The 13,179-nt window shown below is 53.2% G+C and carries 12 protein-coding genes; 1 reads left to right on the top strand and 11 read right to left on the bottom strand.

Features of this window, described 5'->3' with window-relative positions; all coding sequences use genetic code 11:
- The 4 genes from fpr to glpF all read right to left on the bottom strand — a co-directional run bounded on the left by fpr (position 1) and on the right by glpF (position 4,401).
- Entirely contained in the window at positions 1-747 is a 747-nt protein-coding gene (fpr, locus tag C4F37_RS15435) for a ferredoxin--NADP(+) reductase (RefSeq protein WP_000796345.1), read from the bottom strand.
- A 96-nt stretch (positions 748-843) separates the two neighbouring features.
- Complete coding sequence (glpX, locus tag C4F37_RS15430; protein ID WP_001250644.1) at positions 844-1,854, bottom strand: class II fructose-bisphosphatase; 1,011 nt, start codon at positions 1,852-1,854, stop codon at positions 844-846.
- A 170-nt stretch (positions 1,855-2,024) separates the two neighbouring features.
- The gene (glpK, locus tag C4F37_RS15425; protein ID WP_000136804.1) at positions 2,025-3,533 is read right to left on the bottom strand and encodes a glycerol kinase GlpK; all 1,509 of its coding nucleotides are present in this window, start codon (positions 3,531-3,533) and stop codon (positions 2,025-2,027) included.
- Positions 3,534-3,555: 22 nt separating this feature from the next.
- Positions 3,556-4,401, bottom strand: a complete 846-nt coding sequence (gene glpF, locus C4F37_RS15420; protein ID WP_000084268.1) for a glycerol uptake facilitator protein GlpF — start codon at positions 4,399-4,401, stop codon at positions 3,556-3,558.
- A 424-nt stretch (positions 4,402-4,825) separates the two neighbouring features.
- Between glpF and zapB the strand changes: the two genes are divergently transcribed.
- Positions 4,826-5,071 (top strand): septal ring assembly protein ZapB, encoded by a 246-nt coding sequence (gene zapB / locus C4F37_RS15415; RefSeq protein WP_001296623.1) that lies wholly within the window; start codon positions 4,826-4,828, stop codon positions 5,069-5,071.
- 84 nt (positions 5,072-5,155) lie between these two features.
- On the opposite strand, the gene rraA is transcribed toward zapB, so the two are convergent.
- From rraA to priA, 7 genes are all read right to left on the bottom strand, one after another.
- Positions 5,156-5,641: a ribonuclease E activity regulator RraA gene (gene rraA, locus C4F37_RS15410; protein ID WP_000872908.1), complete on the bottom strand. Its 486-nt coding sequence runs from the start codon at positions 5,639-5,641 to the stop codon at positions 5,156-5,158.
- Positions 5,642-5,733: 92 nt separating this feature from the next.
- Entirely contained in the window at positions 5,734-6,660 is a 927-nt protein-coding gene (menA, locus tag C4F37_RS15405; RefSeq protein WP_001305044.1) for a 1,4-dihydroxy-2-naphthoate polyprenyltransferase, read from the bottom strand.
- Positions 6,661-6,726: 66 nt separating this feature from the next.
- A complete protein-coding gene (gene hslU, locus C4F37_RS15400) occupies positions 6,727-8,058 on the bottom strand; it encodes an HslU--HslV peptidase ATPase subunit (RefSeq protein ID WP_001293344.1) in 1,332 nt (443 codons plus the stop codon).
- A 9-nt stretch (positions 8,059-8,067) separates the two neighbouring features.
- Entirely contained in the window at positions 8,068-8,598 is a 531-nt protein-coding gene (gene hslV, locus C4F37_RS15395) for an ATP-dependent protease subunit HslV (protein ID WP_000208242.1), read from the bottom strand.
- Between the two features lie 92 nt (positions 8,599-8,690).
- A complete protein-coding gene (ftsN, locus tag C4F37_RS15390) occupies positions 8,691-9,650 on the bottom strand; it encodes a cell division protein FtsN (protein WP_000068847.1) in 960 nt (319 codons plus the stop codon).
- Positions 9,651-9,741: 91 nt separating this feature from the next.
- Positions 9,742-10,767, bottom strand: coding sequence for a DNA-binding transcriptional regulator CytR (gene cytR / locus C4F37_RS15385; protein ID WP_000644911.1), 1,026 nt, complete (start codon positions 10,765-10,767; stop codon positions 9,742-9,744).
- A gap of 155 nt (positions 10,768-10,922) precedes the next feature.
- Positions 10,923-13,121 carry a primosomal protein N' gene (gene priA / locus C4F37_RS15380; RefSeq protein WP_001540348.1) on the bottom strand — a complete coding sequence of 733 codons (2,199 nt, stop codon included), beginning with the start codon at positions 13,119-13,121 and terminating at the stop codon, positions 10,923-10,925.
- Between the last annotated feature and the right edge of the window lie 58 nt (positions 13,122-13,179).

Raw genomic sequence — 13,179 nt, 5'->3', positions numbered from 1 at the left:
TTACCAGTAATGCTCCGCTGTCATATGGCCCGGTCGGCGACGTAAATGTTTCGTCATCTGCCGGGTCTCCTTCAGCAACTGTTGTGTATCGCGCACCATCTGTGGATTGCCGCACAGCATCACATGGCTGGTTTCTTTATTCATCGGCAGGCCAACCGCGCTTTCCAGTTCACCACTTTCAATTAACGCCGGTAATCGCCCAGTGAGCGAACCCGCAGCCGTTTCCCGACTGACCACCGTCTGAATGCGCAGTTTCCCCTCGTAGCGTTTTTCCAGTTCCTGCATCAGAGGTAGATAGCTTAAGTCGGCGGCATATCGTGCGGCGTGAACCAGCACCATGTTTTTGAAGCGTTCTAAATCTTTGCCCAATTGCAGAATCGATAAATAAGGGCCAATCGCTGTACCGGTTGCCAGCATCCATAGCGTTTCGCAATCTGGTACTTCATCCAGCACAAAGAAGCCAGCGGCTTCGCTAACCACCTGCACTTCATCGCCCGGTTTCAGTGCCGCCAGTCGTGGACTTAATTTGCCATCGGGGACGGTGACCAGGTAAAACTCCAGATCCGGATTATCGGGCGAGTTAACATAGGAGTAGGCGCGCTGAACGCGTTCGCCTTCAATTTCAAGGCCAAGTTTGGTGAATTGCCCGGCGGTAAACGGAAGCACGGGAGCGTGAACGGTGAGACTAAACAGGGCGTCGGTCCAGTTCTGCACTTTAGTGACTTTGCCTGTTACCCAATCAGCCATGTTTTTCTCCTGTTTTGATTGACTTGCCTTATCTTCGTTCTCCGAACAAAAAAATTCCAGTCCCGAAGGACTGGAAGGCTCAATCGATCAAATCAATCAGAGGATGTGCACCTGCATTTCCGGGTCTTTACGATCCAGATAGTGGATGGACTGAATGCGACGAATGGTGCGTGATTTACCACGGATCAGCAGCGTTTCGGTGGTGGCGATATTGCCTTTGCGGCTAATACCTTCCAGCAGATCGCCTTTGGTAATACCGGTGGCAGAGAAGATGACGTTGTCGCTGCGCGCCATATCGCCCAAACGCAATACTTTACCGGCTTCGATGCCCATCGCTTTGCAGCGTGCCAGCTCCTGCTCGCCAATGCGACGATTCTCTTCGTTGTCGCCTTTGACGTCATGACGCGCCAGCAGACGACCGTTCATGTCACCATCTAATGCGCGGATCACCGCCGCAGAAACCACGCCTTCCGGCGCGCCGCCAATGCCGTACAGTACATCGACTTCACTGTCCGGCATACAGGTGAGAATTGAGGCCGCAACGTCGCCATCCGGAATAGCAAATACGCGTACGCCGAGTTGTTGCATTTCTGCGATAACGGCATCGTGGCGAGGTTTTGCCAGAATCGTTACCGTCAGTTCGCTCAACGGTTTGCCGAGCGCCGCCGCAACATTGCGCAGGTTATCCGCCAGCGGCAGGTTCAGATCAATGGTGCCTTTGGCTCCCGGTCCGACGATCAGCTTCTCCATATACATATCTGGCGCGTTGAGGAAACAGCCTTTATCGCCTACTGCCAGCACCGCCAGCGCGTTAGCCTGGCCCATCGCCGTCATGCGCGTGCCTTCAATCGGATCAACAGCAATATCTACCGCGTCGCCGCGACCAGTACCGACTTTTTCACCAATGTAGAGCATCGGTGCTTCGTCGATTTCACCTTCACCAATGACGATGGTGCCGTCAATGTTGACCTGGTTGAGCATAATACGCATGGCGTTTACCGCCGCGCCGTCCGCGGTGTTTTTATCGCCGCGTCCTAACCATTTGTAGCCAGCCAGCGCTGCTGATTCGGTGACGCGGGAAAATTCGATGGCAAGTTCTCGTCTCATAGCAAACTCTAAGCAGTAAGGAATGGCGCGAAGTGTAGCACAGGGGAAGGGCGGGATTATTGATGTGTGCGGGGTTGCCCCCGCACGGTTTCAGAGTCTGTGTGATGCCGGATGTGTATCCGACTCGTAGGCCTGATAAGACGCGCAAGCGTCGCATCAGGCAATCATTATTACTCGTCGTGTTCTTCCCATGCCATCGCGCGTTTGACCGCTTTTTTCCAGCCTGCGTAACGGTAATTACGCTCAGTGGTTTCGATGCCAGGACGGAACTCGCGTTCAATCACCGCTTTCTCTTGCAGCTCGTCAAGATTCTGCCAGAAGCCAACCGCCAGACCAGCAAGATAGGCCGCACCCAAAGCGGTGACTTCGCGCACTTCCGGGCGCTCAACGCGCGTACCGAGAATATCGGACTGGAACTGCATCAGGAAATTGTTTGCTACTGCGCCGCCATCCACGCGCAGGGCGTGCAGTCGAATACCAGAGTCGGCCTGCATTGCTTCCAGCACGTCACGCGTCTGATAAGCAATAGACTCCAGCGTCGCGCGTATAATGTGGTTAGCGTTCACCCCACGAGTCAGACCGAAAATCGCCCCGCGTGCATACGGATCCCAGTATGGCGCACCCAGCCCGGTAAAGGCCGGAACCACATACACACCATTGGTGTTTTGCACTTTGGTGGCGAAATATTCGGAATCGTAGGCGTCGTTAATCAACTTCATCTCATCGCGCAGCCACTGAATGGACGCGCCCGCCATAAACACTGCACCTTCCAGCGCATAGTTCACTTCGCCAGTCGGGCCGCAGGCGATGGTGGTCAGCAGGCCGTTTTCTGATTTCACCGCTTTCTCGCCAGTGTTCATCAGCATAAAGCAGCCAGTGCCATAGGTGTTCTTCGCCATTCCTTCTTTCACGCACAACTGACCAAACAGCGCCGCCTGCTGGTCACCGGCGATCCCGGAGATTGGAATACGCGTGCCGCCTTTGCCGCCAATGTTAGTCTGACCGTATACTTCGGAAGAACGACGCACTTCTGGCAGCATCTCGCGTGGAATATCCAGCACCTCCAGCATTTTGTCGTCCCAGTCCAGAGTATGGATGTTAAACAACATGGTACGAGAGGCGTTGGTGTAATCGGTCACATGGACACGGCCCTGAGTCATTTTCCAGATAAGCCACGTATCAACCGTACCAAACAGCAATTCACCACGACGCGCACGCTCGCGAGAGCCTTCCACATGGTCGAGGATCCACTTCACTTTGGTGCCAGAGAAGTACGGGTCAATCACCAGACCGGTGTTGTTACGAATGTACTCTTCCATGCCATCGCGTTTGAGATGTTCGCAGATCTCGGCGGTACGACGGCACTGCCAGACAATGGCGTTATAGATAGGTTTGCCGGTTTCTTTTTCCCAGACAATAGTGGTTTCACGCTGGTTCGTAATACCGATAGCTGCAATTTGATCGGAACTGATATCGGCTTTCGCCAGCACTTCTACCAGCGTGGAGCTTTGGGTGGCCCAGATTTCCATTGGGTCGTGTTCTACCCAGCCTGGTTTTGGGTAGATTTGCTCAAATTCGCGCTGCGACACGCTAATGATATTGGCATCGTGATCCATTACGACCGCGCGGGAGCTGGTGGTGCCCTGGTCGAGCGCAACGATATATTTTTTTTCAGTCATGTTTAATTGTCCCGTAGTCATATTACAGCGAAGCTTTTTGTTCTGAAGGAGTTGTGGTCTCCTTTTCTTCCACAACACAGATATCGCAAGGCAAATGGCGACCAATCAGTTTGCGATAGGCAAATGCACCTACAATCGCGCCAACGATAGGGCCAAAAAGCGGCACCAGGAAGTAAGGAATGTCTCTGCCGCCGGTAAAGGCGACATTGCCCCAGCCCGCCAGCCAGGCAAAGACTTTCGGACCGAAGTCACGCGCTGGGTTCATGGCAAAGCCCGTCAATGGGCCCATAGATGCGCCAATGACCGCAATCAGTAGACCAATCAGCAAGGGAGCCAAAGGGCCGCGTGGTACACCGTTGCCATCGTCCGTTAACGCCAGGATCAGCCCCATCAGAATAGCGGTAATCACCATCTCAACTGCGAAAGCCTGCACAAAATTGATATGAGGATTAGGGTAAGTAGAGAAAGTGCCAGCCAGATCAACACTTTCAACGCTGCCGCGAACAATGTGATGAGTCTGCTCGAAGTCGAAAAATAAATTGTAGTAAAGCCCGTAAACTAAAGCCGCAGCACAGAAAGCGCCGGCAACTTGTGAAACGATAAAAGGAATAACTTTGCGCTTGTCGAAACAGGCAAACAGCCACAATGCAATGGTAACAGCGGGATTAAGATGCGCGCCGGAAACCCCTGCGGTCAGGTAGATGGCCATTGCCACCCCCAGTCCCCAAATGACACTGATTTCCCACTGACCAAAAGACGCACCAGCGACTTTTAGTGCTGCAACGCAACCCACACCGAAAAAAATCAACAACCCGGTACCGAGGAATTCAGCAATGCACTGGCCTTTCAAGGTTGATGTTTGACTCATAATCGGATCCTGAAGAGTTAATGTTTGTTGTATGCGTGAAAGTCACGGACCTCCACGATGCTTGTAGGCATGCTGTAAACTTATCGTTAACGAGCAAAAACGAGAAATATCGAACTTAAAATGTGTGTGCTTCGTCATAAAATGAGCGTTATCGCGCCATTTATTCCATCTGATTGTACATGATGCATGTTTGTTAGATCATTCGCGCAACAAATTTATTAACATTTTCGATTGGTGTGGATTATGTCACCAGGAGAAGGATGAAAAGTGTGGCAAACCGTAATCTGCAAGGCGTGCCGCTGGACAGCGATGGCGCGGCTTCATACAATCGGAGCTAACTAAAGTGCGCTCGTATTTATTAAGGCGTCACCGGTAATCGGGACGAGGATTTTTATCCATCAACGCCTTGCAATTCAGGAGAGGTATGACAATGTCATTAGAAGTGTTTGAGAAACTGGAAGCAAAAGTACAGCAGGCGATTGATACCATCACTCTGTTGCAGATGGAAATCGAAGAGCTGAAAGAAAAAAACAACTCACTGTCGCAGGAAGTTCAAAATGCCCAGCATCAGCGCGAAGAGCTGGAGCGTGAGAACAACCATCTGAAAGAACAGCAGAACGGCTGGCAGGAACGTCTGCAGGCCCTGCTGGGTCGCATGGAAGAGGTCTGATTACACTTCATCTTTCGCGTAATTTCTTTACTGTGTAGGCCAACAGGTAACGCAGAAAAAAGGCACCTTGCGGTGCCTTTTTTATCATTCAATATCCAGCGGATCTTCTGAAAGAATAATCCCGGTATTGTCGGCATAAAGATGGTCGCCGGAGAAGAAGGTGACACCGCCAAAATTGACGCGGACATCGCTTTCGCCAATGCCTTCGCCAGCGGCACCAACCGGAATTGCCGCCATCGCCTGGATGCCGATATCCAACTCTTCCAGGTCATCTACCTGACGCACCGCGCCGTAAATGACCAGACCTTCCCATTCATTTTGTACTGCCAGACGCGCCAGTTCAGCATCGACCAGTGCGCGACGAACAGAACCTCCGCCATCGACGACAAGAACACGACCACGGCCATTCTGTTCGAGCAGATCGTACAGCAACCCGTTGTCCTCGAAACATTTTACCGTGATTATTTGTCCGCCAAACGACGCCCGTCCGCCAAAGTTGGAGAACAGCGGTTCCACGACGTTAACATCTTCTTGATAGATGTCACAAAGCTCGGAAGTATCGTATTTCATAGGCTTAACATTCAGTTGCTGCGAGAATTTTCAGTATATCGCGCTATGTGGGCTGTTGGCAAAATCATCAATTGTTAATTGATATTTGTCAGTTATGCTGCCCACTGGCTTAGGAATATCCCTAAAACAAACAGCAGGTTAGTCAGTAACGCTCCTTTGACAGTGCGTTCCAGCATTGGTCGCATCGCCACCGGGTCCATTTCGCGCATCACATAACGAGCTTGCTTCACCAGCAACGGTGCCGCCAGCAGGAACAGCCAGCCCCACAGGCTATGCAGCGAAAAGAGATTAAACAGCGCCAGACACACCAGTGAGCCCATCAGCAGGCAGGCATGATAACGACGCGCGTTTACTGCGCCTAAGCGCACCACCAGCGTGTTTTTGCCGTTTTCGCGGTCGCTATTGATATCACGCAGGTTATTAATGTTCAGTACTGCCGTTGCCAGCAGGCCGCATGCGGTTGCCGGAAGGATCAGTGCCGGAATCAATGTATGAGCCTGTAAATACCAGCTCCCCATGACGCTCAACCAGCCAAAGAAAACCAGTACGGAAATATCACCCAAACCGATATAACCATAAGGACGATTGCCCACGGTGTAGGTGATAGCGGCAATGATCGACAACCCGCCAAGAATCAGGAAACCGACAAAATCGGCCAGCGTATGGCACGCCACTGCAACCAGTGCCAGCCCGGAAAGACAGATGAGCACAACGGTAATAATGAGCGCCCGTTTCATCTCTTGCTGGGTAATGACCCCTTTTTGCATGCCGCGTAGCGGCCCAATGCGGTCAGGTTTATCGCTGCCTTTTACCGCATCGCCGTAATCATTGGCGAGGTTAGAAAGGATCTGTAATAGCCCGGCGGTAATCAATGCCAGCAGGGCGACCAGTGGATCGAAGTGACCTTGCCACCATGCCAGCGCCGTCCCGACGATAATTGCAGCAAAGGCGAGGGGGAGGGTTTTAGGTCGTAAACTTTCCAGCCACGCCTGAGTTCGGCTAATTTGTTGTTCAGTCATAATACGCGCCAATAAAAATGGGGCCTTTCAGCCCCATCAAACAATGATGAAAATGATTGAACGCGATTATAGGATAAAACGGCTCAGATCTTCATCTGCCACCAACGCATCCAGATGTTTGCTCACATAATCTGCGTCAATAGTGATAGTTTGACCGCTTAAATCGCTGGCGTCGTAGGAAATCTCTTCCATTAAACGCTCCAGAACGGTATGTAAACGACGAGCACCGATGTTTTCGGTAGATTCGTTCACCTGCCATGCCGCTTCCGCGATGCGCTTAATACCGGAGTCGGTAAACTCGATATTTACGCCTTCAGTTGCCATCAGTGCTTTGTACTGCACAGTGATAGAGGCATTCGGCTCGGTCAGAATACGCTCGAAGTCGCTGGTGGTCAGTGCCTGCAGCTCAACGCGGATTGGCAGACGACCTTGCAGTTCCGGGATCAGGTCAGATGGTTTCGCAATCTGGAACGCGCCAGAAGCGATAAACAGAATGTGGTCAGTTTTGACCATCCCGTGTTTGGTGGAAACAGTGCAACCTTCTACCAGCGGCAGCAGGTCACGCTGAACGCCTTCACGAGAAACATCCGGACCGGAAGACTCGCCGCGCTTACAGATTTTGTCGATTTCGTCGATAAACACGATCCCGTGCTGCTCAACAGCGTCGATAGCATCTTGCTTCAGCTCTTCCGGGTTCACCAGTTTCGCCGCTTCTTCTTCAATCAGCAGCTTCATGGCGTCTTTGATTTTCAGCTTACGCGCTTTTTGCTTCTGACCGCCCAGGTTCTGGAACATGGACTGCAGCTGGCTGGTCATCTCTTCCATGCCCGGAGGAGCCATAATTTCAACGCCCATCGGTGCTGCGGCAAGATCGATCTCGATTTCTTTGTCATCAAGCTGGCCTTCACGCAGTTTTTTGCGGAATGCCTGACGAGCAGCGGACGGTTCCTGCTGCTGTTCGGTCTGTCCCCAGTTGTTTTTAGCCGGTGGGATCAGTACGTCGAGAATACGTTCTTCTGCCAGTTCTTCAGCGCGATAACGGTTTTTCTCGATAGCCTGGACGCGTACCATTTTCACGGCGGCATCGGTCAGATCGCGAATAATAGAATCCACTTCCTTACCGACATAGCCCACTTCGGTGAATTTGGTCGCTTCAACTTTGATGAACGGCGCATTCGCCAGCTTAGCCAGACGACGGGCGATTTCAGTTTTACCGACACCGGTCGGGCCGATCATCAGGATATTTTTCGGGGTCACTTCATGGCGCAGCTCTTCGTTGAGCTGCATGCGACGCCAGCGGTTACGCAGAGCAATCGCCACGGAACGCTTGGCGTTGTCCTGGCCGATGATGTGCTTATCCAGTTCGCTGACGATTTCGCGTGGGGTCATTTCAGACATGGGAGATCCTTACGCTTTGTAGCTTAATTCTTCGATGGTGTGGAAATGGTTGGTATAGATGCAAATGTCGCCTGCAATATCCAACGCCTTTTCAGCAATTTCACGGGCGCTAAGTTCAGTGTTTTCTAACAGCGCGCGCGCCGCAGCCTGGGCGTAAGGGCCGCCGGAGCCGATAGCAATAAGATCGTTTTCTGGCTGCACCACGTCACCGTTACCGGTGATGATAAGCGATGCAGTTTCATCCGCGACTGCCAGCAGTGCTTCAAGTTTGCGCAGCATGCGATCGGTACGCCAGTCTTTCGCCAGCTCAACGGCGGCTTTGACCAGATGGCCCTGATGCATTTCCAGTTTACGTTCAAACAGTTCGAACAGCGTAAAAGCATCCGCAGTACCGCCCGCAAAGCCCGCGATGACTTTGTCGTTGTACAGACGGCGGACCTTTTTCACGTTGCCTTTCATTACGGTATTGCCCAACGTGGCCTGACCATCACCAGCGATGACCACATGGCCGTTACGGCGTACGCTTACTATAGTTGTCACGAGCTGACCCCTTGGTTACGAATACAGAGTACAAACCCCGTACAAAAGTACGGGGCATAATGCAATTATAGATGGGGGGGATTTTGAGGGTTTCAACCCCCGGCGGCGAGCCGAATGCAGTTTGTATGACCCGCCATCTTCAAGCGATTGAGGGTGCTGTCTGCGTTCTCTTTGCCTTTCACCGGGCCAATCACCACACGATTCCAGCCATTGTTGGTGGTAATTTTTGAGTCAAAGCCTTCGAACGCCAGCTGAGCACGTACCGTCTCTGCCTGTTCCGCGCCTCTGAACGAACCGCACTGCACCATCCAGCGGCGTTCGTCTTTTTTCTCCGCCGTCGGTTTTGGCGCGTCAGCGGCACGAGCAACCGGCGCAGCTTGCTGCGGCTTCGACTGCGCGGTCGTGTGCGCAGGGGTTTGCAGCAGATCCTGGTACGGCTGCTGAGTATAAGCCGGTTTAGACTGGCGCGGTTGCGCCTGTACCGGCGCGGCTTGCGACGTACGCGTCTGCTGCTGCCAGCTTTGTTCAGTCGTACGCGACTGCTGAACCAGGCGTTGCTGCTCCGCTAATTGCTGCGCCTGACGCTGGCGCTGTAGCGTTTGCTGACGCTGTTCCGGCGTCTGTTCATTCCACGGAACTTCAACCAGCTGCGTTGGCTGCTGGCGCATATCAGCCTGCATTTGCTCAAGAAGCTGGCGTTGTTCTGGTGTCAGTTGCTCCGGCGTTTTCACTTCACCACCGGCAGAAGGTTCTGTAGGCGCACGCACACCCGGCTGGCGACTTTCCAGCTCTTTGATGTAGCGCCAGCGTTCTTCTGGTTTTGGTGGTAGTCCGTTTCCGGTCACTTTCTGGCTTTGCAGCGTCTCGGACTCTTCTTTCTTGTGATGCGTAATGAAGTACAGACCACCGATAAAGGTCACAAGAACGGCGGCAGCAATAGCGACCATAGCGGGAGAAACCGCAGGCAGATTTCGTTGCTTTTTCCGTGAGGTGCTCTTTTTTCGCCGCGAAGGTGCCGGTTGGCTGCGGCGTACATAATCTCGTTGTGCCACTATCGTTTCGCTGTATTTATTCGTTCGTCAGCCCGCCATGTTACTTAAGCGGCGGGCCTTTGACCAGTCACGGCAGTCTTAAAGGTTTACTTTAAGGTAACGCGCGTGTTGATCCCCGGATGATAAGTTCGCAGTCCATTAAACGAGAGCCACTGCCAACGTGTTGCCCCTGCATTTGATCAAGCAATAACAGCATAGCTTCCCGACCGATTTCGTAACGCGGCTGCGCGATGGTTGTCAGCGGCGGATCACAAAATTGCGTCAGGTCGATGTTATCAAAACCGATTATGGAAAGGTCTTCCGGGACTTTCAGCCCCTGGCGTTTTGCCTGAGAAAGTGCGCCGAGCGCCATCACATCGCTATGGCAGAAGACAGCAGTAGGCGGTTGTGGAAGATCAAGCAGCTGCTGCATTGCTTTGCTTCCAGCTTCGAAGGTGAAGTCGCCACGGGCGATGTATTGCGGATCAACCATAATGCCGCAGCGACGCAGCGCCTGGACGTAGCCTTGCAGGCGGTAGTGACACAGCGGCATCTCTTCGGGACCGGCTATACAGCCAATCCGATTATGCCCTTGCTCATATAAATAATTTACTGCATCAAATGCGGCGGTCAGATTGTCGATATGAACGGTAGGCAGCTCCAGTTCCGGTGCAAATTCGTTCGCCATCACCATCGGCGGCAGATTACGCTGTTCCTCAATGCTGGCATCAAACGGCAGCCTTGAACCCAGCAACAACATGCCATCAATTTGCTTGGTGATGATCAAATCGATAAAGGTTTTTTCCTGCTGATTTTGATGCGCACAGTCGCCAATCAGCACCAGATATCCGTGATTTGCCGCCGTAACTTCGATACCGCGAATAATTTCGCTAAAGAAGGGATCGCAGATATCCGGGACAATCACCAGAATGGTACGGGATTCATTACGCTTGACGTTGCGCCCCATAGGCTGTGGTAAATAACCCACTTCCCGGGCCGCTTTTTCAACCCGATTACGAGTGGCCTGGGAGACTTTATCGGGATTCATTAATGCTCGGGAGACGGTCGCTGTAGAGACTTTTGCCTTGAGGGCAACGTCTTTCATGGTCGCGGCAGTTTCCTGCTTCTTCGCTTTCACACTCACTCCTCGCCTGGCACGGCAGGCGTACTACTTCCATGTTTACTTCACATCGGCAACATTTTTAGCAGATAGCGCGTGAAAACGGTTACAGAATTTTCATGAAAAGTGTGATGAATATTGAATTTTTCGATCCGCCTCGCATCGTTTGCGCATTAGCCCTCGATGGGATCGACATCCAGCACCCATTTCACCTTACGGGAATCCGGTATTGTATTAATAAGCGCCAGCGTACCATTGATGATGTGCTGTAATCGCACGCGGGAAGGGTGCTGCAACAAAATTTGCCAGCGCCAGCGGCCACCACGCTTAGGGGCCAGTGCCGGAACCGGACCGAGAACCCACAGTTTGTCGTCTGCAAGCGGGCTGGCGAGGATCAGATTACGCAACTGTTGCAGGAACAGCGGCGCGTGCTGATTGTTATGATCTTCCGCACGCACAATCACATGGTTGGTCCACGGCGGCAGTTGCATCATGCGTCGTTCAGCCAGTGCCTGTTCGGCAAAGGCGTCGTAGCCTTTATAGAGCAACGTTTGCAACAGCGGATGTTCAGGATGGTGCGTTTGCAGAACTACTTCACCCTGTTTACCCGCACGCCCGGCACGGCCTGCCACCTGGGTATAAAGCTGGGCAAAACGCTCTGCCGAGCGAAAATCCGCAGAAAACAGCGCGCCGTCCACATCCAGTAACGCCACCAGCGTCACATCCGGAAAGTGGTGACCTTTCGCCAGCATTTGCGTGCCAATCAAAATCCGCGCGCCACCGCGATGTACTTCCGCCAGTTGTTGTTCCAGCGCGCCTTTGCGGCTGGTGGTATCGCGGTCGATACGAGAAATGGGGACACCAGGGAACAACGGCGCGAGCGTCTGTTCAAGCTGTTCGGTGCCCAGCCCCACGGGTACCAGGTGCGTGGAACCGCAAGAAGGGCACTGGCGCGGCACCGGACGCTGACTGTCGCAATGGTGGCAGCGCAAATGCTGTTGCGCCTGATGCAGCGTGTAGTAGTGATCGCAACGTGGGCATTCGGCTATCCAACCACAGTCGTGGCACAGTAGCGCAGGCGCAAAACCCCGGCGGTTAAGAAAGAGGATAACCTGGTTGTCGGCCTGTAAATGCTGGCGCATACGGGTGATTAACGCCGGAGCCAGACCTGCCTGCACCTTCTGACCTTTTAAATCCAGCACATGTTGAATTGCCGGGCGCGCATTGCCCGCCCGACGGGTCAGGCGCAGCAGGCGGTATTTTTTCTGCTGCACGTTGCATAACGTTTCCAGTGCGGGCGTTGCAGAGCCAAGAATAATTGGGATTTGCTCGCTATGCGCACGATACACCGCCAGGTCGCGGGCATGATAGCGCCAGCCTTCCTGCTGCTTGTAGGAGCTGTCGTGCTCTTCATCAATAACAATCACGCCGAGATTTTTAAACGGCGTAAACAGCGCGGAGCGGGTGCCGATGACAATCGCCGCCTCGCCATTTTTCGCTTTCAACCACGCCGAAAGACGCTCGCTGTCGTTCAGGCCGGAATGCAGAACTTCCACCGGGGCATTAAAACGTTCACGAAAACGGGCGATAGTTTGCGGTGTCAGGCCGATTTCCGGCACCATCACCAGCGCCTGTTTGCCCTGAGCGAGCACGTTTTCCAGTACACTGAGGTAAACCTCCGTTTTACCGGAACCGGTAACGCCCGCCAGCAGCCAGGCAGAAAAAGTATCTGCCGCGCTATGAATTGCGCCAACGGCGGTGGCCTGTTCGGTATTCAACCGCAACCGCTCACCAGAAACGGCATAGTTCGTTCGCCAGTCGCTAAACTCTGGTGTTTCACTTGCTAAATCACACAGACCTTTTTTGCGCAGTGCCTGCAACGCGGCATCATTAAATTCGAGCGTGGCAACCTGGTCGCGCCAGATTTTGCCTTGCCGTAACGCTGCCAGCGCCTGTTGTTGCTTTGGCGAACGTTTCAGGCTGTTCAGATCCACCGCCTGACCTTGTTCAGTGGCAAACCAGTACCACATCGGCGCGTTCGCCGCAGGCCGCCCCTGGCGCAGTAAAATCGGCAAGGCATGAAACAGCACATCGCCAATCGGATGATGATAGTAATCTGCCGCCCAGAGCAGTAATCGCCAGATGGAGTGAGTAAATACCGGCTCAACGTCCAGCACTTCAACTACCGCTTTCAGCTCGTTAAGCGGCAGCTCACTGACATCGCTCACTGACACCACAACCCCGATGCGCTCCTGTTGTTTGCCAAACGGCACGCGCACGCGACTCCCGGCTTTAACCGTCATGCCTTCTGGCAGCAGATAGTCAAAGGTACGAGGAAGCGGAACGGGCAAGGCAACGTGGGCAACGGGCATAGCATCATCCTGACTTGAAATTCGGTGGGTTAGTATACACATTGCCGTAGAAGAGTGC

This window comes from Escherichia sp. R1, from assembly GCF_003000935.1.
In the GTDB taxonomy this organism is placed as follows: domain Bacteria; phylum Pseudomonadota; class Gammaproteobacteria; order Enterobacterales; family Enterobacteriaceae; genus Escherichia; species Escherichia coli.
The sequence above is the reverse complement of the archived record's forward strand: the minus strand, read 5'-3'. Positions and strand labels throughout refer to the sequence as shown.